The sequence below is a fragment of the Sphingopyxis sp. OPL5 genome (assembly GCF_003797775.2).
GTDB lineage: Bacteria > Pseudomonadota > Alphaproteobacteria > Sphingomonadales > Sphingomonadaceae > Sphingopyxis.
Map to the genome: position 1 here is coordinate 1,014,668 of NZ_CP060725.1, position 25,869 is coordinate 1,040,536.

The 25,869-nt window shown below is 66.0% G+C and carries 29 protein-coding genes; 11 read left to right on the forward strand and 18 right to left on the reverse strand.

Annotation, left to right across the window (positions count from 1 at the left end):
• The 8 genes from EEB18_RS04985 to EEB18_RS05020 all read right to left on the reverse strand — a co-directional run bounded on the left by EEB18_RS04985 (window position 1) and on the right by EEB18_RS05020 (window position 9,109).
• The gene (locus tag EEB18_RS04985; RefSeq protein ID WP_187141698.1) at window positions 1-1,326 is read right to left on the reverse strand and encodes a dicarboxylate/amino acid:cation symporter; all 1,326 of its coding nucleotides are present in this window, start codon (window positions 1,324-1,326) and stop codon (window positions 1-3) included.
• Window positions 1,327-1,377: 51 nt separating this feature from the next.
• A complete protein-coding gene (locus EEB18_RS04990) occupies window positions 1,378-2,718 on the reverse strand; it encodes a dicarboxylate/amino acid:cation symporter (protein WP_056348885.1) in 1,341 nt (446 codons plus the stop codon).
• 97 nt (window positions 2,719-2,815) lie between these two features.
• Window positions 2,816-4,594 (reverse strand): SLC13 family permease, encoded by a 1,779-nt coding sequence (locus EEB18_RS04995; protein WP_187141699.1) that lies wholly within the window; start codon window positions 4,592-4,594, stop codon window positions 2,816-2,818.
• A 7-nt stretch (window positions 4,595-4,601) separates the two neighbouring features.
• Entirely contained in the window at window positions 4,602-5,678 is a 1,077-nt protein-coding gene (gene aroC, locus EEB18_RS05000; protein ID WP_187141700.1) for a chorismate synthase, read from the reverse strand.
• Between the two features lie 3 nt (window positions 5,679-5,681).
• Window positions 5,682-6,206, reverse strand: coding sequence for a GNAT family N-acetyltransferase (locus EEB18_RS05005; protein ID WP_187141701.1), 525 nt, complete (start codon window positions 6,204-6,206; stop codon window positions 5,682-5,684).
• Between the two features lie 60 nt (window positions 6,207-6,266).
• Window positions 6,267-7,094: an enoyl-ACP reductase FabI gene (gene fabI / locus EEB18_RS05010; protein WP_187141702.1), complete on the reverse strand. Its 828-nt coding sequence runs from the start codon at window positions 7,092-7,094 to the stop codon at window positions 6,267-6,269.
• Window positions 7,091-8,167 carry a YihY/virulence factor BrkB family protein gene (locus EEB18_RS05015; RefSeq protein ID WP_262408129.1) on the reverse strand — a complete coding sequence of 359 codons (1,077 nt, stop codon included), beginning with the start codon at window positions 8,165-8,167 and terminating at the stop codon, window positions 7,091-7,093. The genes fabI and EEB18_RS05015 overlap by 4 nt, the downstream gene beginning before the upstream one ends.
• Before the next feature lie 3 nt (window positions 8,168-8,170).
• Complete coding sequence (locus tag EEB18_RS05020) at window positions 8,171-9,109, reverse strand: DnaJ C-terminal domain-containing protein (RefSeq protein ID WP_187141703.1); 939 nt, start codon at window positions 9,107-9,109, stop codon at window positions 8,171-8,173.
• A 142-nt stretch (window positions 9,110-9,251) separates the two neighbouring features.
• On the opposite strand from EEB18_RS05020, the gene pdxH reads away from it, so the two are divergent.
• A complete protein-coding gene (gene pdxH / locus EEB18_RS05025; RefSeq protein ID WP_262408130.1) occupies window positions 9,252-9,830 on the forward strand; it encodes a pyridoxamine 5'-phosphate oxidase in 579 nt (192 codons plus the stop codon).
• The gene (locus EEB18_RS05030; protein WP_187141705.1) at window positions 9,827-10,642 is read left to right on the forward strand and encodes a PhzF family phenazine biosynthesis protein; all 816 of its coding nucleotides are present in this window, start codon (window positions 9,827-9,829) and stop codon (window positions 10,640-10,642) included. The genes pdxH and EEB18_RS05030 overlap by 4 nt, the downstream gene beginning before the upstream one ends.
• Here the strand turns inward: EEB18_RS05030 and EEB18_RS05035 are convergent.
• The gene (locus EEB18_RS05035; RefSeq protein WP_187141706.1) at window positions 10,637-11,791 is read right to left on the reverse strand and encodes a serine hydrolase domain-containing protein; all 1,155 of its coding nucleotides are present in this window, start codon (window positions 11,789-11,791) and stop codon (window positions 10,637-10,639) included. The genes EEB18_RS05030 and EEB18_RS05035 overlap by 6 nt on opposite strands.
• Here EEB18_RS05035 and EEB18_RS05040 point away from each other — a divergent pair.
• Window positions 11,790-12,239 (forward strand): hypothetical protein, encoded by a 450-nt coding sequence (locus EEB18_RS05040; protein ID WP_187141707.1) that lies wholly within the window; start codon window positions 11,790-11,792, stop codon window positions 12,237-12,239. The genes EEB18_RS05035 and EEB18_RS05040 overlap by 2 nt on opposite strands.
• Here EEB18_RS05040 and EEB18_RS05045 read toward each other — a convergent pair.
• On the reverse strand, window positions 12,223-12,480 hold the full coding sequence (locus tag EEB18_RS05045) for a hypothetical protein (RefSeq protein ID WP_187141708.1): 258 nt from the start codon (window positions 12,478-12,480) through the stop codon (window positions 12,223-12,225). The genes EEB18_RS05040 and EEB18_RS05045 overlap by 17 nt on opposite strands.
• 2 nt (window positions 12,481-12,482) lie before the next feature.
• Window positions 12,483-13,256, reverse strand: a complete 774-nt coding sequence (locus EEB18_RS05050; RefSeq protein WP_187141709.1) for a helix-turn-helix domain-containing protein — start codon at window positions 13,254-13,256, stop codon at window positions 12,483-12,485.
• Between the two features lie 96 nt (window positions 13,257-13,352).
• Here EEB18_RS05050 and EEB18_RS05055 point away from each other — a divergent pair, with 96 nt between their 5' ends.
• Window positions 13,353-14,126 carry an SDR family oxidoreductase gene (locus EEB18_RS05055; RefSeq protein ID WP_187141710.1) on the forward strand — a complete coding sequence of 258 codons (774 nt, stop codon included), beginning with the start codon at window positions 13,353-13,355 and terminating at the stop codon, window positions 14,124-14,126.
• Window positions 14,127-14,189: 63 nt separating this feature from the next.
• Here the strand turns inward: EEB18_RS05055 and EEB18_RS05060 are convergent, their stop codons facing one another.
• The 4 genes from EEB18_RS05060 to EEB18_RS05075 form a co-directional block, all read right to left on the reverse strand.
• Entirely contained in the window at window positions 14,190-15,104 is a 915-nt protein-coding gene (locus tag EEB18_RS05060; RefSeq protein ID WP_187141711.1) for an alpha/beta fold hydrolase, read from the reverse strand.
• A gap of 502 nt (window positions 15,105-15,606) precedes the next feature.
• Window positions 15,607-16,488 (reverse strand): pirin family protein, encoded by an 882-nt coding sequence (locus EEB18_RS05065; protein ID WP_187141712.1) that lies wholly within the window; start codon window positions 16,486-16,488, stop codon window positions 15,607-15,609.
• 3 nt (window positions 16,489-16,491) lie between these two features.
• Entirely contained in the window at window positions 16,492-16,860 is a 369-nt protein-coding gene (locus EEB18_RS05070; RefSeq protein WP_187141713.1) for a cupin domain-containing protein, read from the reverse strand.
• Window positions 16,860-17,141 (reverse strand): BolA family protein, encoded by a 282-nt coding sequence (locus EEB18_RS05075; protein WP_262408131.1) that lies wholly within the window; start codon window positions 17,139-17,141, stop codon window positions 16,860-16,862. The genes EEB18_RS05070 and EEB18_RS05075 overlap by 1 nt, the downstream gene beginning before the upstream one ends.
• Before the next feature lie 111 nt (window positions 17,142-17,252).
• Between EEB18_RS05075 and EEB18_RS05080 the strand changes: the two genes are divergently transcribed.
• From EEB18_RS05080 to EEB18_RS05095, 4 genes are all read left to right on the forward strand, one after another.
• On the forward strand, window positions 17,253-17,807 hold the full coding sequence (locus EEB18_RS05080) for a J domain-containing protein (protein ID WP_187141387.1): 555 nt from the start codon (window positions 17,253-17,255) through the stop codon (window positions 17,805-17,807).
• Between the two features lie 22 nt (window positions 17,808-17,829).
• On the forward strand, window positions 17,830-18,267 hold the full coding sequence (locus EEB18_RS05085; protein ID WP_056348843.1) for a nuclear transport factor 2 family protein: 438 nt from the start codon (window positions 17,830-17,832) through the stop codon (window positions 18,265-18,267).
• A 97-nt stretch (window positions 18,268-18,364) separates the two neighbouring features.
• The gene (cobS, locus tag EEB18_RS05090) at window positions 18,365-19,354 is read left to right on the forward strand and encodes a cobaltochelatase subunit CobS (RefSeq protein WP_056351951.1); all 990 of its coding nucleotides are present in this window, start codon (window positions 18,365-18,367) and stop codon (window positions 19,352-19,354) included.
• Window positions 19,354-20,526, forward strand: coding sequence for an alpha/beta hydrolase (locus EEB18_RS05095; protein WP_187141385.1), 1,173 nt, complete (start codon window positions 19,354-19,356; stop codon window positions 20,524-20,526). The genes cobS and EEB18_RS05095 overlap by 1 nt, the downstream gene beginning before the upstream one ends.
• Here EEB18_RS05095 and EEB18_RS22665 read toward each other — a convergent pair.
• Together EEB18_RS22665 and EEB18_RS05100 are read right to left on the reverse strand one after the other, a co-directional pair.
• On the reverse strand, window positions 20,523-20,657 hold the full coding sequence (locus EEB18_RS22665; RefSeq protein ID WP_262408132.1) for a hypothetical protein: 135 nt from the start codon (window positions 20,655-20,657) through the stop codon (window positions 20,523-20,525). The genes EEB18_RS05095 and EEB18_RS22665 overlap by 4 nt on opposite strands.
• On the reverse strand, window positions 20,654-21,850 hold the full coding sequence (locus EEB18_RS05100) for an MFS transporter (protein WP_222943146.1): 1,197 nt from the start codon (window positions 21,848-21,850) through the stop codon (window positions 20,654-20,656). The genes EEB18_RS22665 and EEB18_RS05100 overlap by 4 nt, the downstream gene beginning before the upstream one ends.
• Before the next feature lie 203 nt (window positions 21,851-22,053).
• On the opposite strand from EEB18_RS05100, the gene cobT reads away from it, so the two are divergent.
• The gene (gene cobT, locus EEB18_RS05105; RefSeq protein WP_187141383.1) at window positions 22,054-23,877 is read left to right on the forward strand and encodes a cobaltochelatase subunit CobT; all 1,824 of its coding nucleotides are present in this window, start codon (window positions 22,054-22,056) and stop codon (window positions 23,875-23,877) included.
• A 121-nt stretch (window positions 23,878-23,998) separates the two neighbouring features.
• Here the strand turns inward: cobT and EEB18_RS05110 are convergent, their stop codons facing one another.
• Entirely contained in the window at window positions 23,999-24,442 is a 444-nt protein-coding gene (locus EEB18_RS05110; RefSeq protein WP_262408133.1) for a hypothetical protein, read from the reverse strand.
• Window positions 24,443-24,564: 122 nt separating this feature from the next.
• Here EEB18_RS05110 and EEB18_RS05115 point away from each other — a divergent pair, with 122 nt between their 5' ends.
• Both EEB18_RS05115 and EEB18_RS05120 read left to right on the forward strand, forming a co-directional pair.
• Entirely contained in the window at window positions 24,565-25,155 is a 591-nt protein-coding gene (locus EEB18_RS05115; protein ID WP_187141382.1) for a hypothetical protein, read from the forward strand.
• Complete coding sequence (locus EEB18_RS05120) at window positions 25,152-25,688, forward strand: hypothetical protein (protein ID WP_187141381.1); 537 nt, start codon at window positions 25,152-25,154, stop codon at window positions 25,686-25,688. Before EEB18_RS05115 ends, EEB18_RS05120 begins: the two co-directional genes overlap by 4 nt.
• The last annotated feature ends 181 nt before the right edge of the window (window positions 25,689-25,869 follow it).

The window sequence follows — 25,869 nt, forward strand, 5'->3', positions numbered from 1 at the left end:
TCAGCCGGCGGCGCGCGGCGCCGCCGGCGTGGCCGCGACACCCTTTGACACCACCGTCGCGGCAACGAGGTCGCCGACGACGTTGAGCGTCGTGCGGCACATGTCGAGGAAGCGGTCGACGCCCAATATCAGCCCGATCCCCTCGGGCGGCACCCCGACCGAGGCGAGGATCAGCGCGATCACCGGCAGCGATCCCGCCGGCACGCCCGCGGTGCCGATCCCGCCAAGAATGCACACGAGCATCACGAAAATCTGTTGCTGCAGCGTCAGGTCGACACCGAAGAATTGCGCGAGGAAGATCACCGTCACGCCCTCGAACATCGCGGTGCCGTTCTGGTTCGCGGTCGCTCCGATCGTCAACACGAAGCGCGCGACGCGGTCGGGCAGGCGCAACCGATCGTGCGCGACACGCAGCGCCGTCGGCAAGGTCGCGTTCGACGAGGCGGTCGCGAAGGCCATCATCGAGGCCTCCTGCGTTTCGCGGAAAAAGGCGACCGGAGATTTTCCGGCGAAGATTTTCAGGATGATCGGGAAAACGACGAGCATCTGGATCGACAGCGCGAGCAGCACGACGCCGACAAAGGCCGACAGGCGAATGAGGAGGTCGAACCCGAACTGCGCCCCCAGATTGAACATGAAACAAAAGATCGCGATCGGCGCGAGCTGGATGACGAGGCCGATCAGCTTCATCGCGACTTCGAACACCCCCTCGACGACCGTCTTGAGTTGCCGGGTCTGTGGCGATTGCACCAGCATCAGCCCGATGCCGAAAAAGAGCGCGAAGAACATGACCGCGATCACGTCATTCTCGGTCATCGCGAGGAAGACGTTGCTGGGGACGATGGCGACGATCGCGTCTGCCCCGGTCTTCGCCTCATGGCTACTTTGAACGATGCTGCCCGCGCGATCGGCGCCCTCGGCGATCAGCGACCGGGCCAGTTCCGGATCGACGCCCCCGCCGGGCTGTAGCAGGTTGACGACGAGCAGACTGATCGCGACGGCGATCGACGACACGATGACGGTGTAGACGAGCGTTCGCAGTCCGACCGTCCTGAGTGCCCGCATTTCGCCCATTTCGGCGACGCCGACGATCAGCGCGGACACCAGCAGCGGGATGACGAGCATGAAGAGAAGGCGCAGGAATATCTCGCCAAATTTGCCCAGATAATAGGTCGCGGTATCGACCCACGCCGCGTCGGACGTGCCATAATGCGCCGCGAGGCCGAAGAGCAGGCCAGCGACGAAGCCGATCAGCATCCGCCATTGCAGTCGGCGGGCGCGCAGACCCTCGCGCTCCGCCTCGTCCATCGCTGCTTCGCCGGCCATGTTCAGCTCCTTGCTCGCCCCCGTGGGACGGCCAGAAACTGCGCCTACACGCTATCCGGCCGCTGGCTTGCTGTCACCCTCCCCATCATCATCACGAAGATCGAGCCCGCGGGTTCCATGGTGCGGCGTATGCGCAGGGGCGTGTGGCCATTCAGCATCGGCCGGTTCGGGCACTTCGAGCATGCCTTCCCACTTGGCGATGACCGACGTTGCGACCGCATTGCCCACGACATTGGTCGCCGAGCGGCCCATGTCGAGGAACTGGTCGATCCCCAGGATCAGTGCGACGCCCTCGACCGGCAGGCCGAACTGGGTCAGCGTCGCGGTGATGACCACCAGGCTCGCGCGCGGCACGCCCGCGATCCCCTTCGACGTCACCATCAGCGTGAGCAGGATCAGTATCTGCGTGCCGACCGACAGATCGATGCCATAGGCCTGCGCGATGAAGAGCGTCGCAAAGCTCATATACATCATCGAGCCGTCGAGATTGAAGCTGTAGCCCAGCGGCAGGACGAAGCCCGAAACACGGCGCGGGACGCCGAAGCGGTCGAGCTGTTCGAACAGCTTGGGCAGCGCCGCTTCCGACGACGCGGTCGAAAAGGCGAGCAGCAGCGGTTCGACGATATAGCGCGCCAACGTCAGGATTCGCTTGCCGAGGAAGATCGCGCCGAGTCCGAACAGGATCATCCACAGCAAGGCGAGGCCGAGGTAGAATTCGAGGATCAGGCGCAGGAAGTCGAGCAGGATGCCGAGTCCGTTGACCGTGATCACGCCGGCGAGCGCGCCGAACACCGCAAAGGGCGCGAAAAGCATCACATAGTTGGTGACCTGCAGCATCAATTCGGCAAGCACATCGACGGCGCGGACCAGCGGCGCCCCCCGCTCGCCCAGCGCCGACAGACCCACGCCGGCAAAGATCGAGAAGACGAGGATCTGGAGGATATTGTTCGCCGCCATCGCCCCGAAGATCGATTCGGGAAAGATATGCAAGATGAAGTCGCGCAGGTTGAGCGCCGAGGTCTTCACTTCGCCGATCTCCGCGGTCGGCGTCAGATCGAGCCCGACCCCCGGCTGAAGCAGGTTCACGAGCAGCAAACCCAGCGTGATCGACATAAAGCTGGCGCCGATGAACCACAACAACGACTTCAGGCCGATCCGGCCGAGCGCGGCGCTGTCCCCCATATTGGCGATGCCCGCGACGATCGTCGCCAGCACCAGCGGAGCGATGATCATCTTGATGAGATGGAGAAAGACGTCTGGCAAAATCTTGAAATAGCCGGCGATCGTCGCCGCGGCGTCCTTGTCGGCGCCAATCTGGGCATGTCCGATCGCGCCGGCGATAATGCCCAGCACCATGCCGACAAGAATGAATAAGGTCAGGCGTTTTGCCATGAAAAAATGCTCCCTGATTCCGGGCTCGCCGGATTTTATGCGGGTGGGGTAACAGCCCCTCCGACGAGGGGCAATCGCATGTTGCCGGATGGCGCGATCAAGGGGTCCAGAAGCTCAAGGCGAGCACCCCGGCGATGCCTGTCAGGATGTTGAGCGGCACCCCGATGCGTACGAAATCCATAAAGCGATAGTCGCCCGCGGCATAGACGAGGGTGTTGGTCTGATATCCGACCGGGGTCGCGAAACAGGCCGATGCGCCGAGCATCAAGGCGATCAGCAGCGGTTGCGGCGCCACCCCCGTCGACTGCGCGATCCCGATGACCAGCGGCCCCATCAGCGCCGCGACGGCATTGTTGCTGAGCAGTTCGGATAGCAGCAGCGCCGAGAAATAGACGATCGCGATCACCGCCCATTGCGGTGCGCCGATCAGGATCGGGTCGAGCGCGCCGACCATCAAGGCGACCGTTCCCGCCTGTTCGAGCGCGGCGCCGACCGCGAGCATCGCGAAGATCAGGATCAACACATCGCCATCGATGCTGCCCCACGCCTCCGACGCGTCGATGCAGCGCGTGAGGAGGACGATGGCGACACCGATGAACGCCGCGATGCCGATCGACATGATGCCGGTCGCCGACAGCAGCACCGCACTCGCCATCACCAGCATCGCGATCCACGCCCGGCGGCGGCGGAAGGCCGTGGCCGAGGCCATGGCGAGGCCGATCAGATTGGGATTGTCGCGCAACTGCACGATATTCGCCTCGTCGGCATCGACCAGCAGCCGGTCGGCGGCGCGGATGCGGTTTTCCGACAGCGTTGGCCCCGGCAGATGGCGAAAGCGCGAGACGCCGAGGATGCGGACGCGCTGGCGCTGGAGAAAGGGAATTTCAGCGAGCGGACGATCGATCGAGCGATGGCTGGGCGCCACCGTCACCTCGACGACGGTCGAGTCCGGATCGGGGCTTTCGCCGATGCCGATCGCGAAACGCCGCTCGTTGCGCAGCGTCATCAGCGTCGCGCCGTCGAGCCGCGCGACGATCCGGTTGCCCGCCGCGAGGCGATGATTCTGAGCATCGCCTCCCGTAACCAAACGCCCTCCCGCGATCACGCCGACGATCTGCGTGGGCGCGACGCCAAGGCTCGCCGCCTCCAGCGCCATGTCGACCGCCGGATCATCCTCCGCCAGCCCCAGTTCGGTGAGATAAAGCTGCTCGGTCCCGTCGGCCTTTTCGGCGATGCGCGGGTAATCGGACGGCAGGAAGCGCGCCATGATCAGCAAGCCGACGACACCCGCCGCAGCGACCGCCAGCCCATAGGGCGTGATGCTGAACAGCCCGAAGCGTTCGATCCCCGCCTGTTCGGCGATTCCGGCGACGACGAGGTTGGTCGAAGTGCCGATCAGCGTCAGGCAGCCGCCGAGCACCGCGATCACCGACAAGGGCATCAGCAATTTCTTGGGCGAAACCCCCAGCGCCTCGGCGAGCCGAAAACAGACGGGCATCATCACCACGACAAAGGGGGTGCTGTTGATGAAACCCGAGACGAGCAGGCCGCCGCCGAACACTTCGAGTACCGCAAGGCGCGGGTGTTTGCGCGCGCGGTCGACGACATAATTGCCGACCTTGTCGATCACCCCGGTGCGGATCAGCGCGCCCGACAGGATGAACATCGCGCCGACGGTCAGCGGCGCGCTGTTCGAAAAGACGCTGTACGCGCCCTTTTCGTCGAGCAGCCCGAGCGCGAGCATCGTGCCCGCCCCCGCCACCGCGACGACCGAGGGCGAAAAGCGTTCCCAGACAAAGGCCGCGAACATGCCCGCGAGCACAAAGAGGCCGATGACCGCCTTTTGCTCCGCGACAAATGCGGCAACGAACTCCACTAGGGCATCAGCCGTTTTGGGCTCTGTGCAGCAACTTGTGGTCGGCGAGGACAAGCGCCATCATCGCTTCGACCACGGGGGCACCGCGGATGCCGACGCAGGGGTCATGGCGGCCCTTGGTGACGATGTCGGCAGCCTCGCCCGCCTTGTTGATCGTCGGCACCGGGGTCAGGATCGAGCTGGTCGGTTTGAACGCGACGCGCACGACGACGGGCTGGCCGGTCGAGATGCCACCCGCGATGCCGCCGGCGTTGTTCGACAGGAAATCAGGGCGATTGCTGCCGTCACTCGCGGGGCGCATCGGGTCGGCGTTTTCTTCGCCGCGCAGCCGCGCCGCGTGGAAACCCGCACCGATCTCGACGCCCTTGACGGCGTTGATCCCCATCATCGCGGCGGCAAGGTCGCTGTCGAGCTTGGCATAGATCGGGGCGCCCCAGCCGGCGGGGACGCCGCTCGCGGCGCATTCGATGACGGCGCCGAGCGAGCTCCCCGATTTGCGTGCGGAGTCCATCAGCCCTTCCCAGCGCTGCGCCGCGGCGGGATCGGGACAGAAAAACGGATTGCGGTCGATTTCCTCGAGGTCGAAGTTCGCCGGATCGATCGCATCACCGCCGATTTCGGCGACCCAGGCATGGATCTGCACTTCGGGGATCACCAGCCGCGCGACGCCGCCCGCGGCGACCCGCGCCGCGGTCTCGCGCGCGCTCGACCGGCCGCCGCCGCGATAGTCGCGGATGCCATACTTCGCGTCATAGGCATAATCGGCGTGGCCGGGGCGATAGGCCTGCGCGATCTCGCCATAGTCCTTCGATCGCTGGTCGACATTGTCGATCATCAGGCTGATCGGCGTGCCGGTGGTCTTGCCCTCGAACACCCCCGACAGGATGCGCACCTGGTCGGGCTCCTGCCGCTGCGTTGTGTGGCGCGACTGGCCGGGGCGGCGCTTGTCGAGGAACGGCTGGATGTCACCTTCGCTGAGCGACAGGCGCGGCGGGCAGCCGTCGATGACAGCGCCGAGCGCGGGACCATGGCTTTCCCCCCAGGTCGTGAAGCGAAAGACGCGTCCGAAGCTGTTGAAACTCATAGCCTACCCCAAGCGACCGAATGCGGGTGCATAGTCCGCCCGTCCGCCTAGCGGCCAAGCCGCGTGCGAGTCCAGCATCATCGCCATGAAATGCGGCCCTGCAAAGGGCGATGCGAAGCGCGATGCGAGGTCGGGCGAATAACCAAAACGGGGGTAATAGGCGGTATGACCGAGGACGAAGCTGATCGCCACGCCTTGTTCGCGAAGCGCGTAGAGCCCGGCGCGGATCAGCGCGTCGCCGATGCCCTGCCCCTGCAGTTCGGGTAGAACCGACACCGGCGCGAGACCGGCACCCGATAGCGCGGCGCCGTCGGCCTCGATAGCCATCCGGCTGAACAGCACATGCCCGGCGACAGCGCCGCCCCGTTCGGCAATCAGCGACACCAGCGTGTCGCCGTCCTCGCCCACCATCCACACCAGTTCGGCTTCACCCTGATGACCGAAATCGGTGCCGGCGAAGGCGGCGCGGATGACGGTGTCGATGGCGTCGGCGTCTTTTGCGGTCGCGGGCCTTATCGTGGTGGTCATATTCTCACCCTCCCATCGCTTCGCGACGGGCCCCTCCCTCTCCCTCAAGGCGAGAGGGGTTTAAGCCAGCGCGATGTCCGGCGCATCTTCCTGCTTCATGCCGATGGTGTGATAGCCCGCATCGACATGATGGGTTTCGCCGGTGACCCCGCTCGCGAGGTCGCTGAGCAGATAGAGCGCCGAGCCGCCGACGTCGTCGATGGTGACGTTGCGGCGCAGCGGGGCGTTATACTCGTTCCATTTCAGGATCAGGCGGAAATCGCCGATGCCGCTCGCGGCCAGCGTCTTGATCGGCCCCGCCGAGATCGCGTTCACGCGCACCCCCTGCGGCCCGTAGTCATTCGCGAGATATTTGACGCTGGTTTCGAGGGCCGATTTGGCGACGCCCATGACGTTATAGTGCGGGATCACCTTCTCGGCGCCATAATAGCTGAGTGTCAAAAGCGAGCCGCCGCCCTTGCCGGTTTCGGGATCGAACGGCGTCATCATCGCCTGAGCGCGCTTCGCGACCGCGGTGAAGCTGTAGACGCTGATGTTCATCGTCATCAGGAAATCGTCCAGCGTGACATCGGCATACGCCCCGCGCAGCGCTTCCTTGTTGGTGTAACCTATGGCATGGACGACGAAATCGATCGTCGGCCAGCGCGCGGCCAGCGTCGCGAAGGCGGCGTCGAGATTGTCCATGTCGGACACGTCGCAATCGATCAGGAAATCGCAGCCAAGCTCGTCGGCGAGCGGCTTCACGCGCTTGAGCATCACGTCGCCCTGATAGCTGAACGCCAGTTCGGCGCCCGCGCCGTGCAGCGCCTTGGCAATGCCCCAGGCGAGCGACTTGTCGTTGGCGAGCCCCATGATCAGCCCGCGTTTGCCCTGCATCAGACCCGTCATTTTGTGTCTCCGGTCTTTTCAATAATGATATCGTCGACGCGCCCAATAGCGTCGTGGCCCAAATCCTCAACCTCGACGAGCGCGGCGTTCAATTCGGCGCCCATCACCATACCCAATCCGACGAGGTAGAAAAAGAACAGTGCGACCATGACACCCGCGAGGCTGCCATAGGTTGCGTCATAGCTGAGCAGGCTGGCGAGCAGCGGCGGCAGCGCCAGCGTCACCCCGATCCACCACAGGGTGGTGAACAGCGCTCCCGGCCATTTGGGGAATTGTTTGCGGCGATATTTCGACGGGGTCAGGCTGTAGAACAGCATATAGATGGCGAGGAACAGCCCCGCGCCCGACACCCCGCGCGAAATGGCTACCACCCCGACCGACTGGAAGCGTTCGGGCAGCACCCGGGTGACGAATTGTTCGATGCCGACGATCAGCACCTGCATGCTGAACGACAACAGCATCAGCACGACCGCGCCGGTGATGATGCCGATCGACAACAGCCGATAGTGGAAAAACCCCTTGGAAAAATGGGTGCCATAGGCGCGGCGCAATATGTCGCGCACCGTCTCGATCAGGCTGCCCACGGTCCACAGCGCGACGAGCGCGCCGAGCCACAGGAAAATGCCGGTGCGCGCGGTCATCACCTCACGAATCGGGCCCGACAGCGCCTTGGCGACGGTCGGCGGCATCGTCGAGAACACCGCCTCGATCGCCGCTTCGCCGCCGACGCTGCCGCCGAAGATCGAAAAGGCGGCGGCGAGCAGGATGAAGAAGGGGAACAGCGCGATCAGCGCCAGGTAGGCGAGATTGCCCGCGTGGATGAAACCGTCGGTATAGGTGCCGACGACGACGCGGCGTAAAATCCGGAAGACGCGGGTGCCGGGGCCGAGCGTCTCACGCCCGCGGTCGATGACCCCCTGCGCCCGCGCACGCAGCTTGACGCGCTTGGCACGCTCGGCGCGGGCTTCGGGCGAATGCGGCGAATGACCTTCGGCGAGGAACTCCTTGCCCACCTCTTGGGCGACCTCGCGCTCCAGTTCGGCGACGATCTTCTTCTCGGTCGCCTCAGCCACGCATCACACGCCAAGGTCCGCGCGTACGGCACGCGCGTCGGTCCATTCGCCGACGAATTGGGTCAGCGCCGTATCGCCGGCGGGCAGGTCGACGACGAGCCGCACCAGCTGGTCGCCGCGCTCGCCATTCTTCTGGCTGAAGCCCTTGCCCTTGAGCCGCATGACCTTGCCCGAGGTCGAACCGGCGGGGATCGACAGCATCACCGGACCATCGACCGTCGGCACCTTGATCTTCGCCCCCAGCACCGCCTCGTTCAACGTCACCGGCAGGTCGAGGCGAATGTTCGCCCCGTCGCGGACATAGAAGGGATGGTCCTTGACGCTGATCGTCACGATACCGTCGCCATGGCCGCCCGGCCCCGGCTGCCCCTTACCGCCGAGGCGCATCTGCGTTCCCGTCTCGACCCCGGCGGGCAGTTTCAGATCGATCGTACCGCCGTCGGCCAGCGTGATCCGCTGCGGTGCCTGCGTTGCCGCATCGACGAAGGACACGCCAAGGCGATAGGAGACGTTGGCGCCCTTTTGCGGCGGCGCGCTGCGCCCACCGAAACCGCCGAACGGTCCGCCGCCCCCGCCACCGCCGCCGCGCCCGCCGAACAACTCGTCGAAAATGCCGCCGAAATCGCTGCCTTCGTTGCCGAAGCCGCTGAACCCGCCAGGACCGCTCCGCTGGTCGCCACGGAATCCACCGCCGCCGCCATAGCCGAAGGGCATCGCCGGATTGCCTTCGCCGTCGATCTCGCCGCGATCGAACTGGCCACGCTTGGTCTTGTCCGACAAGATGTCATAGGCCTTGGTGACGTCGGAGAATTTCTCCGACGCCTTCGGATTGTCCTTGTTCTTGTCGGGGTGCAATTCCTTGGCGAGTTTGCGGTACGCGGATTTGATTTCCGCTTCGCTTGCGCTCTTTGCGACGCCAAGGGTGGAATAGGGATCTGCCATGCTGCTCCAATAGCCCGATAAGATGTTGGCCGGAAAGGCCCGATTGCGTCGCGATGTGGGAACGGGGTGGAAGGCGGTCAAGTTCCCCTTATCGCGCGTCTTTCGCTCGACCGCGCCCGCGCGTCGCATTAGAAGCGCGCGCATGAGCAACGACCCTTTCCCCCAGTTCGACGCCTGGTTCGCCGAAGCACGGGCCAGCGAGCAGAATGACGCCAATGCGATGGCGCTGGCGACCACGACCGCCGCCGGGCATCCGTCGCTGCGCATGGTACTGCTCAAGGGCCATGGACCCGACGGGTTCGTCTTCTACACCAACCTCGACAGCCGCAAGGGGGGCGAACTCGCCGCCAATCCGCATGTCGCTCTGCTCTTTCACTGGAAATCACTGCGCCGCCAGATCCGGATCGAGGGGCCGGTCGCCCCGGTCGACGACGCCACCGCCGATGCCTATTTCGCGACGCGCAGCCGCGACAGCCAGCTCGGCGCCTGGGCCAGCGATCAGTCGCGCCCGCTCGACGGGCGTGCGACGTTCGAGGCACGCTTTGCGGACATGCAGGCGCGGTTCGAGGGACAGGACGTGCCGCGCCCGCCGCGCTGGTCAGGCTGGCGCGTCACGCCCGGCCGCATCGAATATTGGCAGGATCGGGAACATCGCCTCCACGAGCGCACGCTGTTCGTGCGCGAGGGTGACGGCTGGTCGAAAGGACTTCTCTACCCATGAGCTGGCGCCGTTTTCCGATCACCCAGGTCGACGCCTTTGCCGACCGGCCGTTCGCGGGCAATCCGGCCGCGGTGATGCCCCTCGACGAGTGGCTCGCCGACGATGTTCTGCAGGCGATCGCCGCCGAAAACAACCTCGCCGAAACCGCCTTCCTGATCCCCGACGAAAGCGGCGACGCCGATTATGAGCTGCGCTGGTTCACGCCGGGGGTGGAGGTCGCGCTGTGCGGTCATGCGACGCTCGCGAGCGGACATGTGCTGCTCAGCGCCGCGCCCTGGCGCGACGACATGCGCTTTCGCACCCGCAAGGCCGGCATCTTGCGCGTCGCGCGCGAGGGCGACGATGGGTACAAGATGGCGCTGCCCGCCTATCCACCCGCCCCGAAAGTGATGTCCGACATCGCCAAGGCGATGGGCGGCGCGCCGGTCGAAACGCTGTGGCACCCCGGCGGCTATGCGCTGATCGTCTATGCCGACGCCGCGAATGTCCGCGCGCTCGATCCCGACTTGCGCGCGCTGAAAGAGGGCGGCGATGTGCTCTATATCGCGACCGCGCGTGGCGACGGCGATCCGTCGGGCGCCGATGTCGTCAGCCGCTGCTTCGCGCCGGGCGCCGGGATCGACGAGGACCCGGTAACCGGATCGGCGCACAGCGTGCTCACCCCCTATTGGGTGGCGCAACTCGGCCGCGACCGTTTCGCCGCCTATCAGGCGAGCAAGCGCGGCGGCCATGTCGGGTGCCGGCTGGACGGCGCGATGGTCGAGCTCAGCGGCACCTGCGTCACGACGCTGGTGGGTGAGTTCCTGCTATAACGCTTCGGTCAGGTCGGCGAGGTGCCGGCGCAGTTCGGGGAACTGGTCGTCCTTGGTAATGCCAAGCCGCACGATCGTTACCCGCTGCGACGGCGAGACGATGATATATTGCCCCTGATGCCCGATGCAGGCGAACAGGTCGTTCGGGCCGCGGTCGGGCCATAGGGCGACATCTGCGCCGCGTGGGCGCGGGCGGTTGAGCCAGATATGGCCGCCATAGCCGGGGTCCCTCGGCGACGGCGCGAGCATGAAACTCATCCAGCTTTCGGGAAGCAGTCGCTGGCCGTTCACGACGCCATGGTTGCGCAGAAACTCACCGAATTTCGCATAGTCGCGCGCGGTCGCGTGCATGATCGACCCGCCGATCATCGTCCCCGCCGCGTCGAACTCAGGAGTCAGGCTGGTCATGCCGAGCGGTTCGGCGAGCCGCCCGCCGATGAAGTCGCGCATCGCCTCGCGCCGCGCATCGGGGCTTTTCGACGGGGTCAGCGTGTCGGCCAATATGTCGGCGAGGATGACGCTGGTGGCCGAACTGTAGTTGAAGACCTCGTCGGGCTGCGCCGCCGCGGGTTTGGCCTCGGCAAACGCCGCCATGTCGGGCGCGCCGGTGCCGAACAGCATCGTCACCGTATCGCCCTGCCACACCGGGTCGCCATTTTCGACATGCTCAAGTCCCGAGGACATGTGGAGCAGATGCTTGAGGCCGATCGCGCCGCGCGGGTCGCCGCTGCGCTGCCAGGCCGCGACCGGCGCGGGGCCGTCGAGCGACAATTGCCCGTCGGCGACGAGGAAGCCGGTGAGCACAGCGGTGATGCTTTTCGCCATCGACCAGCTGATCAATTTGGAGTCGGGGCCGAAACCTTCGCCATAGCGTTCGTAGATCGGCTGGCCATCGCGCAGCACATAGAGCGCGCGCGTTTCGCCCACCGCGTCGGCATCGGCGAACAGCGCGTCGGCCTTTGCCTTGATCGCAGGCGCCAGCGCGGGCAGCGGCGTCGAGGTCTCGACCGCGCCCTTCGGCATCGGCACGCCGATCGCCGGGCCGGGTGCGGCGGGCGCGATCGTCGCGGAACCCGCGGCATGGGTCAGCGACCAGACACCGAACAGCGCGAGCGCGGCACTTGCCAGCATGGCTTTTTTCGTGATCATGGGGCCAGTGACTAACACCAACCCGCCCGCAGCCGCAACGCCCGAGCCGGTGCCGCCCCCGGCACCGGCACCGCCGCCGACGAGCGAGTCGCCCATCGTGCCCGAGCGGCTGCGCAAACCGCGCCGCCCGAGCCGCTGGGGCGGCTGCCTGCCGTGGGTGGTGATCCTCGGCGTGCTCGCGGCGATTTTCCTGATCTGGAAATTCCCGTCGTTTAAAGCACAGGCCGAACTCGGGTCGGCCTATGCCGCGCGGGTCGGTTGCTCGTGCCGCTACGTCCAGGGACGCAGCCTCGAAAGCTGCCAGAGCGATTTCGAACCCGGCATGGAACTGGTGTCGCTGGCCGAGGACCCGGCGACCAAGACGATCACCGGCAGTGTACCGTTGCTCGCCTCGCGCAGCGCGCGCTTCGCGGGTACCAGTGGGTGCTTGCTCAGGCCCGAGGATTAGGACCGAACAGCGCGGCGCCGACCGCGACCGCCGCGGGCGTGCCGAAAACGAGAATCCAGATCGCCGCCTCTTCGCCCCAGCCGTAACCGGCGTAGAGCACCCCGACGAGCAAATTGCCGATCGAGATTATCAGCCACAGCAGGATGAACAGCCGCGTCGCGCGGCGGGTGTCGCGGATCGCCAGGCGCAGGACGATCAACAGCAGGACACCCGCGATCAGCATGATGACGGTGTGCGACATAATCATTCTCCCCCTGTGATGGCGGCACTGGCGTTCCGCCGCCGCCATTCGCCCGGCGACGCCCCGAGCTTCGCACGAAAGGCCGCGCACAGATGCGCGTGGCTCGAAAAGCCCGTGGCAAAGGCGATTTCGGCGACCGACAGCGGCCGGTTCATCAGATACCAGCAGGCGCGCCGCAACCGCTGACGCAGCAGATATTGGGCCGGGGTGCGTCCCGTCGCGCGCGCAAAATGGACGATCAGGCTGTTGACCGACATCCCTGCTTCGGCCGCCATATCCTCGACGGTCAGCGACATCTCGATCCGCGCTTCGATCAGCGCCAGCAGCGCGTCGATCCGCCGCGCGACCGCCGGCGGCGCGGGACGCACCGCCGCACCGTCGAGCGTGGCCGCCAGCAGCGTCAGCAACGGCGCCGCCGCCGAGGCCTCGCCCGCCGCGAGCCCGCGCACCAGCGCCGCCAGCGCGCGGTCGTCATGACCGGCAAGCGCCCGCCCGCCGGGTGTGATCGTCAGCGCACCGGCCGGAATCTCGACCGCGACATAGCGGACCGATCCCCCCTCCGCGACGCCGCGATAGTGACGCCCGGCCGGCGCCAGCCACATCTCGCCGGGCAACGGGTCGCCGAGCGAGGTGCGGCGTCCGTCGAGCCATGTCTGCAGCCGGTGATAGCTTCCCGCTTCGTGGAGCATCAGCGCATGGGCATCGCGCTCGATCGCCCAGCTGGCCGGACCACCCAGCCGTTCCTCGATCCTCGCCGCGGTGAGTCCCCCCTGCATCGGGCGATTATGCGCAGCTGTGGGAGAATCTGAAAGCCTCGAATCGCGGGCGATCCTAGCGTGGCATGCCACTCTTCCAACCATGGGACCAAGTTCATGAGCATTCACGACATCAACGGAAAAACCGTCCTCATCGCCGGCGGCGCCAAGAATCTCGGCGGCCTCATCGCCCGCGACTTCGCCGCGAACGGCGCCGCCGCCATCGCGGTCCATTACAACAGCGATGCGGCGCGCGCCGAGGCCGATGAGGCCATCGCCGCGATCGAGGCGGCGGGCGCGAAGGGCTTCGCCTTTCAGGCCGACCTGACCACCGCCGGCGCGGTCGAGAAGCTGTTCGCCGACGCCAGAGACGCGATGGGCAGCATCGACATCGCGATCAACACGGTCGGCAAGGTACTGAAGAAACCGATGGTCGAAATCAGCGAGGCCGAGTTCGACGAAATGAGCGCGGTGAACAGCAAATCGGCCTTCTTCTTCCTGAAGGAAGCGGGCCGGAACGTCAGCGACAACGGCAAGGTCTGCACCCTCGTCACCTCGCTGCTCGGCGCCTACACGCCTTTTTATGCGAGCTATGCCGGCACCAAGGCGCCGGTGGAACATTATACCCGCGCCGCGTCGAAGGAATTCGGCGAGCGCGGGATTTCGGTGACCGCGATCGGTCCGGGACCGATGGACACGCCCTTCTTCTACCCGGCCGAGGGGCCCGAGGCGGTCGCCTATCACAAGACGGCGGCGGCGCTGTCGCCCTTCAGCCCGACGGGGCTGACGCATATCGAGGATATCGTGCCGTGGATCCGTTTCCTCGTCACCGACGGCTGGTGGATGACCGGCCAGACGATCCTCGTCAACGGGGGCTATACGACCAAATAGAACCCCCGAGGCGGGCGGCCCCACACCCCTCCCGGGGCCGCCCGCCGCTTCCTTCGAAGGACGTCAGGCGAGGAAGGCGTCCATGGCGGCATTGACCGCACCCGGCGCTTCCCACGTCACGAAATGGCCGCAGCCCGGCACCTTCACGATCGTCGCGTTCGGCACCAGTTCGTCCATGCCATCGAGATTGCTCGGCGGCAGCGCGACGTCGTCGAGCGCCCAGATGACGAGCGTCGGGATTTCGAGCTTCGGAAAGGGCATGGCGGGCGGCTCGACGAAAGGCGCATCCATCGCGGGCACGTCGAGCGGCGAGGCGCGGTACCAGTTGAGCATGCCGAAAGCGGCGTCGGGGTCCTCCCAGTCGGCGAGCGACCGCGCGATTTCCTCGGGCGGGGCGACCGTGCCCGCGAGGCGACCCTCGAACGCCTTGGCGAGCAGCCCTGCGAGCCCCTGTTCGCGGACCAGCGCGTCGCTCGCGGGGTCTCGGAACAGGCGGATATATTGGCTCGCGGCGCGCTGCGCGGGATCGACATGCAGAAGCCGGCCGAAGATGCCGGGGTGCGGCGCGTTGGCGATCACCGCGCGCGTGACGCGCCCGGCCCACGCCGGATACAGCCCGCCCGGCTGGCCGGCGAGCGCCACGCCCCAGCTGATCGCCCCACCCCAGTCGTGCCCGACGATGGTGAAAGTCTCGACGCCGAGCGCGTCAGCGAGCGCGAAGATGTCGGCGATCAATTTGTCGGGGGTGTAGTCGGCAGCATCCTGCGGCTTCGACGACCCGCAATAACCGCGCTGGTCGGGCGCGATACAGCGAAAGCGGTCGGCGAAATGCGGTAGCTGATGCCGCCAGGTGCGATGCGATTCGGGAAAGCCGTGGAGGAAGATGAGCGCCGGTGCATCGCGCGGGCCGATGTCGACGACGTCGAGTTCGACCCCGGTCGAAAGCTTCACCCGCTGCTGCTCGAAATCGCCGGCCATCCTGTGCCCCCTTGAGTTGCGTTTCGCAACGAGATGGCGGGGATCGGCGAGACTGGCAAGCCATGTTGCGACGGCCGTGGCACCGAAGGTCCGAAACCCGGCTTAAGGGCACAAAAGCCCCGCATGGATGCGCAGAAAATGTGGCCTTTGTGACTTTAAGCGGGTCAGGCGAGATAGGGACGATCTATTCCGCGAGGCCGGCGACATGGTCATCCGACAGGATAGATCATGCCGATGTTTTTTAGGAAAGCCTTTTCGCCGGAGAAGTCGGCTTTTGGGAGGTTGCGGTCATATGGATCCTCCCTGTGGCGAAGCCATGGGGAGGGGGACCGCCGCCGCAGGCGGTGGTGGAAGGGGCCGAAAACTTGCACGACGCCTGACGGCGTCGGCCCCTCCGTCAGCGGCTAAAGCCGCTGCCACCTCCCCATCGCTTCGCGACAGGGAGGATTACGAACGCCCGCTTCCCAAACCAATGCCGCGCCGGCACGCACCTGCGGCAGGCTTAGGGATAGCTGACCGTGTTCGGCACCTCGGGGATCGGGATGAACTCCTCGCTGTCGCCGGGAACGAGCGGGAATTTGCGATCCTTCCAGTCGTGCTTCGCCTGGTTGATCCTCTCGCGGCTCGAACTGACGAAATTCCACCACACATGGCGCGGCGTCGAAAAGGCTTCGCCGCCGAGCAGCATCACCCGCGCATCGCTGTCGGCGCGCAGCGTCATCGCCTGTCCGGGTTTGAGGATATAGAGGCTGTAGCGGTCGAGCTTTTCGCCATCGAGGCTCGCGTCACCAAGCGCCACCAGCACCGCACGCTCGTCGGCATCGGCCTCGATCGGCATCGTTGCACCCGCGAGCATCAATATATCGGCGTAGATCGTCGCGGCATGCTGGGTGATCGGCGAGGTCTTGCCCCACAGGCTGCCCATGACGATCCGCGCCGACACCCCGCTGTCCTCGACCAGCGGCAAATCGTCCTTTGCGACATGTTCGAACGCCGGGTCGATCTCTTCCTTGCCGTCGGGCAGCGCGAGCCAGGTCTGCATCCCCGAAATGCCCGATCCGCTTGCGCGCTCGGCCGCGGGGGTCCGCTCCGAATGGACGATGCCGCTAACCGCGGTCATCAGGTTGCAGGCGCCGGGGCGAACGGTCGCGAGCGTGCCGAGGCTGTCGCGATGCTCGATCGCGCCCTCGAACAAATAGGTGACGGTGGCGAGGTTGATATGCGGATGCGGGCGCACGTCCATGCCCTTGCCGATGTCGAAATGCGCCGGACCGAACTGGTCGACGAAGATGAAGGGACCGACCATCGTCCGCGTCTTGTTCGGCAAGGTCCGCCGTACCTCGAAGGCGCCGAGGTCGTGGCTCGAGGGGGTGATGATCTCCATCGGTCAGTCCAGCCTTTCGAGCGTCTTTCGCGTCTTTTCGGTTTCAACATTGCCGGTGTTCAGCGTCGAACCGGGTTCGAGCAGCAGCACCTGGCATTCGCCGTCGAGCGCTTCGGGACAATGTTCGGTTCCGTGCGGCACGATGATGAACTCGCCGGGTTCGACGATCACGTCGCCGGTGCGCAGCCCCATCCTCATCCGTCCCGCGATGACGAGGAACAGTTCGTCCTCGGCATCATGGTGATGCCAGTCGAACTTGCCCGCGAACTTCACCAGCTTGACCTGAAAATTGTTGATGTCGCCCGCAACGCGCGGGTTCCAATGGTCGTGAAAGCTCGCGAACGCCTCCGCCAGATTGACCTTGTCCGTCATCACCCCTCTCCCGGCGCCGTCGCCCGGATCGCGAGCGCATGAACGCGCTGCCCGGGAAGGTCGCCGAGCGCCTTGTTCACCGCCCGCTGGCGCGCGACGCGGTTCAGGCCGGCGAAGCCCGACCATTCGATGGTCAGGCTGAAATGCGATTCGCCGCTGCCGTCATCGCCGCTGTGGCCATGATGTTTGGCGCTGTCGTTGCTGAGGGCGAAATCGGCGTCGGGAAAGGCCGCGGTCAGCAGGCTTTCCATCTCTTTTTGTACGGGTCCGGGCGTGCTCATGACTTGACCATAAGCGCTTCGTCGCCAAATGATAAGGCCTCCCCAACGCTTCAGACGCCCCGAGAGCCCGCCTTGCCGTCCCCGACCCGCCCCACCCGTTTCCATGGCCGCGTGCCCCGCGAAGACCGCTGCGCCGCGCCCGGATGCCGCGAGGCGGGCGAATTTCGCGCCCCGATTCCCGCGACCCGCTCACCCGACGGGCCGCCACAATATCGCTGGCTGTGCCTCGACCATGTCCGCGAGTTCAACAGCGGCTATAATTATTTCGAGGGAATGAGCGCCGACCAGATCCTGGCGGCGCAGACCCCGACCGCGGGCTGGGAAACCGAAAGCCGCACCTTCCGCCCCGCCGGCAGCGCCGACCTGCCGCCGCGCTGGGCCGATTTCAAGGACCCGATCGACGCGCTGGGGGCGCGGTTCCGCCAGCGGATGGACGAGGCGCGGCGTGAAGCGGCGAACCCCGGCCTGTCGCGCGAAGAGCATGCCGCGATGCAATTGCTGGGGCTGCCGGCAGACGCCGACCGCGCGGCGCTGCGGCGGCGCTACAGCGAGCTGGTGCGCAAATACCACCCCGACCGCAACGGCGGCGACCGCAGCCATGAGGCGAGACTCGGCGAGGTTGTTGCGGCATATCAGTTGCTGCGAAAGACGAAGGCCTTCGCCTAGGGGCTTTGCAGGGAGAGCGGCGATGAGCGAACTGGACAAGAAGCGCATCGAGGTGGTTCGCCGCCATATGGCGCTCGAGATCACCCACGACTGGGACGGGGTGATCGCGACCTTCGACCATCCGCGCTACGAGCTGCTCGGTCCCGGCACGGTGTTCGACGGCGAAGCCGCCGTCCGTTCCTATTTCGCCGCCTCGCGCGAGCCTTTTCCCGACCAGGCGAACGAAGTGATCGCGATCGCCGCCGATGCCGCGACCGACACGGTGCTTGTCGAATTCTGGCTGACCGGCACCCATCTCGGGCCGCTCCGGCTCGGCCTGCGGACGGTCGAGCCGACCGGCAAGGCCTTTCGCGTGCGCATGGCGGCGAGCTTTCAGTTCGCGCCGGGCAGCGACAAGATCGTCTGCGAACGCCCCTATTACGACCAGTCTGCGGTGATGAAGGCGCTCGATCTCATCTGAAAAGGCGTTGCAAGGCGAAACCTACGCCTATACCGCGCTAGCCGAAGCGTCGGACGAACCGGCGACTCTCCCCCGTTTGTTTCGCTGGATTTTTGACATGACCGATATCCCCAACAGCCTCGCCGACCATCATGGTTCGACCCTGCTCGCCGCCCCCGATGTCGAGGTCAGCGCGCGCGAGATGTTCGGGGTCGATATCGACATGATGGTCCCCGCGTTCAGCGAGGCCGACGCGCGCGTGCCCGACCTCGACCCGGCCTATGTCTTCGACGGCGACACCACGCTCGCGATCCTCGCCGGGTTCAAATACAACCGCCGTGTGATGGTCCAGGGCTATCATGGCACCGGCAAGTCGACGCATATCGAACAGGTCGCGGCGCGGCTGAAATGGCCGTGCATCCGCGTCAACCTCGACGCGCATATCAGCCGCATCGACCTCGTCGGGCGCGACGCGATCGTGCTCAAGGACGGCCAGCAGGTCACCGAGTTTCGCGAAGGCCTGCTCCCCTGGGCGCTGCAGACCCCCACCGCGCTCGTCTTCGACGAATATGACGCCGGCCGCCCCGACGTGATGTTCGTGATCCAGCGCGTGCTCGAGACCGAGGGCAAGCTGACCCTGCTCGACCAGAACCGGGTGATCCGCCCGAACCCTTACTTCCGGCTGTTCTCGACCGCGAACACCGTCGGGCTCGGCGACACGAGCGGGCTGTATCATGGCACGCAGCAGATCAACCAGGGCCAGATGGACCGCTGGAACATCGTCGTCACGCTAAACTATCTGCCCGCCGCGACCGAAAGCGCGATCATTCTCGCCAAGGTGCCCGACACCGACGACACGACCGTCGCCAACATGGTCAAGGTCGCCGACCTGACCCGCCAAGGCTTCATCAATGGCGACATCTCGACCGTGATGTCGCCGCGCACGGTGATCAGCTGGGCCCAGAACGCCGCGATCTTCAACAACCTCGGCTTCGCCTTCCGCCTGACCTTCCTCAACAAGTGCGACGAGGCCGAACGGATGATCGTCGCCGAATATTATCAGCGCGTGTTCGGCGAGGACCTGCCCGAGGGGGTGGTCGGCAAGTGATGCCGCTTCGCCACCTCGCGGTGGCGTGCGCGGCGCTGACGCTCTCCGGCTGCGCCGTCGCGGTCGATTATGGCAAGGTTCGCCATGCCGACTATATCGCAGACGCGCGCTGCACCGCGGCGCCGGGCGCAACGCTCGATACTGATGCGCTGCCGCTGTTCTTTGCGACGAGCCGGCTGCCCGATTGCCGCACGCCCGATATCCAGTTGTTGAACCATCGCGGCGACCGGATGCGTTATGGCCGGTTCCATGCGCCGCAAGAAGCCAAGGTGGACGGCAAAAAACAATTGCGCACCCCGATGGCGTTCCAGGCGCCGGGCGACTGGTGGAAGGCGCTGCAGGCCGAGACCGACCGGCGGCAGGGCCGCGTGCTGCTCTATGTCCATGGCTATCGCGAGAGTTTCGCGACGACATCGCGCGACGCGGCGCAGATCGCCCGCATGACGAATTTCGACGGGCCGGTGATCGAATATAGCTGGCCCTCGCAGCACAAGCTGCTCGGCTATGCGGTCGATGAAACCAACATGTATCACGACGTCCGCAACTTCCGCGATTTCCTCAAGACGCTGGCCGAGCAGGGCTGGGTCAAGGAAATCGTGATCGTCTCGCACTCGCTCGGCGCGCGGCTGGTGATTCCGGCGATATCCTACGTCGATCGCACGTCGAGCAGCGCCGACAGCAGCAACATCTCAAACATCATCCTCGCCTCGCCCGATATCGACCGTGAAACGTTCGAACGCGACATCGAGGAAGAGGTGCTCGCCCCCCGCCGGGTCGCGCGCGACCGGCGGATCACCGTCTATGTATCGCACAAGGACAAGGCGCTCGCGGCGTCGCGCACGCTGCACGGCTATCCGCGGCTCGGTTCGCCCTATTGCTTCGACCCCTTCGAAGCGGCGGACCTGAAGGCCAAGGGATTGCCGGTGCGCTGCTATCCCGCGGCGGTCGCGGGCCTCACCGTTGTCGACGCGACCGACGTGTCGCGCGGCGCGACGGGGCACAGCAATTTCCTGCGCAGTTCGGTGGTCTGCCGCGATTTCGTCGACGTCGTCGCGGGCAAGCGGACGCGGCCCGAGCGGACGACAACCCAGTTCGCGCATGTGTTCCGGCTGATGCCCGATCCCGCGATGCCGATCGAGCAGGATCAGGCGGTCTGCAACTGGATCTTCTAACCGAAGCCGCACATGATCGCGACATTGCTGAGCCAGACCACCGGCCCCTCGCCCGTCCACAGCCACAGCCCGCCGACCGCGACCACCAGGAAAATCGCGAGCGCGATTCCATCCTGGCGCTGGAGCTTCATGCCGGTTGCAACCGTTTGACCGGTCCGTCGGCGATCGGCAGATGGACGAGCCCCGCGAACAGCCCGAGCGCGATCGAGAAACCCCACGCGATATTATAGCTGCCGGTGGCGTCGAAGATCAGCCCGGCGGTGTAGGCGCCAAAGAAGCTGCCGAGTTGGTGGCTGAGGAAGACGATGCCATAGAGCATCGAGAGATAGCGGATGCCGAAGACGCGCCCGACGATGCCGCTGGTCAGCGGCACGGTGCCGAGCCACAGGAACCCCATCGCGCCCGCGAAGGCCAGCGCGCTGGCGTGGGTCAGCGGCAGGAAGAGGAAGAGCGCGATCACCGCCGAGCGCGCGACATACAGCCCCGACAGGACATATTTCTGGCGCAGCACATCGCCCGCGCGGCCGAACACATAGGAACCGAGGATGTTGAACAGCCCGACGAGCGCGAGGACCTGCGCCCCGATTTCGATGCCGAGCCCCTTGTCGTCGAGATAGGCCGGCAGGTGCGTCGCGATGAAGGCGATGTGGAAACCGCAGACGAAGAAGCCGGCGTTGAGCAGCCAGAAGCCGCGGTGGACCGCCGCTTCGCGCAGCGCCTCGCGCGCGCTCTGCTCGACCTCCACCATGAGGTCCGAACCGCCGTTGGTCCGTCCCGCCACCCCGATCGCCAGCAGGCCGCATAGCGCGACGAGACCCGCCATGATCCACAGCGTTTCGTGATAGCCGATATCGCGCAGGAGCATCGACGCGAGCGGCACGACGAGGAACTGCCCGAGCGAGCCGCCCGCGGTGACGATGCCGAAGGCGCTGCTGCGCTTTTCAGGGCTGACGACGCGGCCGACGGCGCCGAGCACAACGACAAAGGTGGTCGCCGACTGCGCCATGCCGATCAGCAGGCCGAAGCTGATATGCAGCCCGATCGCGTCGGTCGCGAACGCCGCACCGATCAGCCCGAGCGCATAGAGCAGCGCGCCGCCGAGCACGACCCGCCCCGCGCCATGTTTGTCGGCGAGCGCGCCGACGAAGGGCTGGACCAGCCCGAACAGCAGATTCTGCAGCGCCATCGCCAGCCCGAAGTCCGACCGGCTGATCCCGATGTCGACGCTCATCTGCGGCAGGAAGAGGCCAAAGCTCTGACGCACGCCCATCGCCAGCGTGACGATGAACGCCGCGCAGAGAATGACGATCCAAGGCTTTTTCATGGGAGAGGTCATGCCCGGCGGATGCGCCCGCGCCCGGCGAGCGTCAAGCAAGCATCGCTATACCTCCGTCATCCCGTGCTTGACCCGGGACCCGCCTTTTTCTTCAAGACAGGCGGGTCCCGGATCGAGTCCGGGGTGACGTGCGGGAATTGCCACCGCGCCATCTTCCTTCGATGGCAAAAGCTGGTTAGAGCCGAGTCACCATGACCGCCTCCTCTCCCCTCGACGATTTCAAGGCCGCGCTGTCGAGCGTCGCGCGCGCGGTGACGCGCGATGCCGAGGTCGAGGTCGGGTTCACCGCCGACGCCCCGGCGCAGATCGGCAAGACGATCAAGGTCCCCACGCCGTCGCGCACCCTGCCCGCCGACCAGGTCGCCGAAGCGCGCGGATTCGCCGACGGTTATGCGCTGCGGATGAAGCACCATAGCGAAAAGCTGCACGCCGCCGCGCGTCCCGCCGAACCGCTCGCCGCCGCCGCCTTCGACGCGATGGAGCGCGCGCGCATCGAGGCACTCGGTGCGCGGCACATGGACGGGATGCGCGCGAACCTGTCGGCGAGCCTCGCGATGCGGATGCGCAGCGACCCGATCGCCCGTGCGCAGAGCCGCGACGACGTGCCGGTATCCTCGGCGCTCGAACTGATGCTGCGTCAGGCGCTGACCGGCGAAGCGCCGCCGCAGGGCACCGAAACCGGACTCGGCCTGATCAGCGACTGGATCGCCAAGCAGGCCGGCGGCGACATCGACGCGCTGGCGATGCAGATCGACGATCAGGTCGCGTTCGCGGAAACAGCGAAGCTCGCGCTGCGTCACCTCGACCTGATCTATGGCGACGAGCCGATGGACGAGGGCGCCGAGGATGGCGGCGACGAGGACCAGAGCGAAGCCGAAGAGTCGCAGGACGAGCAGGACAGCGAAGACGGCGGCAGCAGCGAACAACAGGTCGATGCCCGCGCCGAGACCGCGGGCGACCAGGCCGACGACGGCGACAGCGATCCCGACGCGCAGGAGATGGAGGCCGACGGCGAGCCCGAGATGGGCGGCGAAGGCGATGAGGGCATGTTGCCGGTGCGTCCCAACCGCCTGCCGACCGACGTCCCGGATTTCAACTATCTGCGCTTTACTGAAAAGCATGACGAGATCATCGCCGCGACCGACCTGTGCGACGCCGACGAACTGACCCGTCTGCGTGCCTATCTCGACCAACAGATGCAGCATCTGCAGGGCGCGGTGACCAAGCTCGCCAACCGGCTCCAGCGCCGCCTGATGGCGCAGCAGAACCGCGCCTGGGATTTCGACCAGGAGGAAGGCCAGCTCGACGCCGCGCGGCTCGCGCGCGTCATCGTCTCGCCCGGCCAGTCGCTCTCCTACAAGATCGAACGCGACACCGACTTCCGCGACACCGTCGTCACCTTGCTGATCGACAACAGCGGCTCGATGCGCGGCCGCCCGATCAGCATCGCCGCGATCAGCGCCGACATCCTCGCGCGCACGCTCGAACGTTGCGGCGTCAAGACCGAAATCCTGGGCTTCACCACGCGCACCTGGAAGGGCGGACAGAGCCGCGAGGACTGGCTCGCCGCCGGCCGGCCGCCGCACCCCGGCCGCCTCAACGATTTGCGTCACATCATCTACAAGCCCGCCGACGAACCCTATCGCCGCGCACGCAAGTCGCTCGGGCTGATGATGCGCGAGGGGCTGCTCAAGGAAAATATCGACGGCGAGGCGCTGATCTGGGCGCACAGCCGCATCGTCAACCGCCCCGAGGAACGCCGCATTTTGATGGTGATTTCGGACGGCGCGCCGGTCGACGACAGCACGCTGTCGGTCAATCATGGCGCGTACCTGGATCAGCATTTGCGCCAGGTGATCGAGTGGATCGAGACCCGCTCGCCGGTCGAGCTGTGCGCGATCGGCATCGGGCATGACGTGACGCGATACTATAGCCGCGCGGTCACCATCATGGACGCAGAACAGCTCGGCGGCACGATGGTCGAGCAGCTCGCCGGATTATTCGACATCGATTGAGCCACGGCGAATTCGAGGCGAGTCAAGACGTCGCCCCCTCTCCATATGGCGCCAAAAAAAGGGGAGCGACAAACGCCGCTCCCTCGTTTCGCCAGCCACCGCGAACAGCGCGGCGAGGACCTTACATCTTCTTGCCGGTCCACGTTTCGGGATCGAACCCTTCGAGCGTGTCGCCCTTCGTACCCGCGGCGATTTCCTCGGCGGTCAGGAACTTGATCGCGACACCACCGGCCTTGGTGCTGCCCCAGCTCATGGCGGTGACGTGGCTGTCGCCATATTTGGCGCCGATCACGGCGTCCGCGCCCAGCTTTTCGCCGCGTTCCCACAGCTCGTTATAGATTTTCCGCTGGGACGGTTCCTTGCTGAAAATCGTCGCCTTGCGGACACCCGCGGTCACCACGCCGACGATCCTGTACGGCTTGTCGGTGATGTCATAAGGGAAAACGGGAACGCCCATTTCCTCGTTGACGACGACATGGGTCGCGTCCTTTTTCTTCGCCAACGCGGGCGTCGAAACCGCCGCGACCGCGATCGCCACGGCCGCGAGAATCTTGCTTCGTTTCATTGTCTGCTCCCCCTTTGGATGTTTGTTTTAATTCGCGGTGCGGCGGGCGCAGGTCAACCTGATTCTATCTTGGCAAAACCCGTGGTTCATGGGCTAAGCTGCGGAGGACGCAGGGGGATATCATGGTTCCGATTCATGCGGCGATGGCCGCGGCCTGGTTAGTGTCCGCGACGCCGGCGGCGCCCGCCGACGCGCCGCCGGCGACGGTGGTGGTCGCAGCCGAGCCGATGGCCGCGGAACCCGCCGCGGGCGCCGCGGCACCGATTCCTCCGGCTGTCGTGCTGAGGCGCGATACGCCGATCCATTTCATGGTCGTATCGGAAGTGACGACCAAGACGCATCTGGCGGGACACCGGTTCAGATTGCGGGTCGACAGGCCGGTCGTCGTCGACGGCGTCACGATCATCGCCGTCGGCGCCACCGCTTGGGGCGAAGTGCTCGCCGCCAAGAAGAGCGGCAATGTCGGCAAGGCCGGCTCGCTCGAAGCGAAACTCCTCTATGTCGAAAGCGGTGGCATCCAAATTCCGGTCAGCGGCACCAACAGCGCCAGGGGCGCTGGCGGTGGCGGCGAGACCGCGCTGGGCATTCTCGCGCTCGGTCCTCTCGGTCTCTTTGCCAAGGGCAATAATGCGAAGATCAAGGCGGGCGAGCTGATGACGGGTTTTGTCGAGCAGGACACCCAAATCCCGGCGCCATCGCCGGCCGGGTCATGATGCAACTCCGCGCGTCCGCCCTTGGTCTCGCCCTGATGCTCGCCTTTCCGGCCGCCGAGCAGGAGACCGCGAGCGCACCGCCCGCCACGCAAACGACCGACGACGCCCGGCTCCTCGTGCCCGCGGGTTCGACGATCGACCTCGTCACCACCAATGGCATTTCCAGCAAGAAGAACGTCAAGGGCGACCTCCTTTATCTGAAGGTCGCGGCGGCGGTGATCGTCGATGGCGTCACGGCCATACCCGTCGACACCGTCGTTGTCGGCCAGCTCTCGCGCGCCGAGGAGCGCGGCGCGTTCGGAAAGGCGGGGAAGCTCGAAGTGCAATTGCTCTATGCGGAACTGCCCGGGGGGCCGCTCCGGGTGAGCGGCACGCTGGAGGCCAAGGGCAAGGGCGGGGCCGACGACGCTGCGGCGACCGCCGCCGCCTTTCTCGTCCTACCCTTCGTCGCCACCGGGCGTAGCGCGGATATCCCCGCCGGATCGGAAGTGTTGGGTCGGCTCGACCGCGATCTCTGGATCGACAAACGCTGATCAAAGCCTTCACCCACGCGTAGGTGACAACCCCTTTTCCCCTCGTTACAACCGCTTCCCGATGCAGCAGGGACTCGCGGCCTGACGACGAGCGCCGCTGTATCGATACTTGTGCTGAGGGTCGCCGGCACACACTAGGGGCCGCACCGATGGGGTGCATGGCTGAGGGGGCGACTGTCAC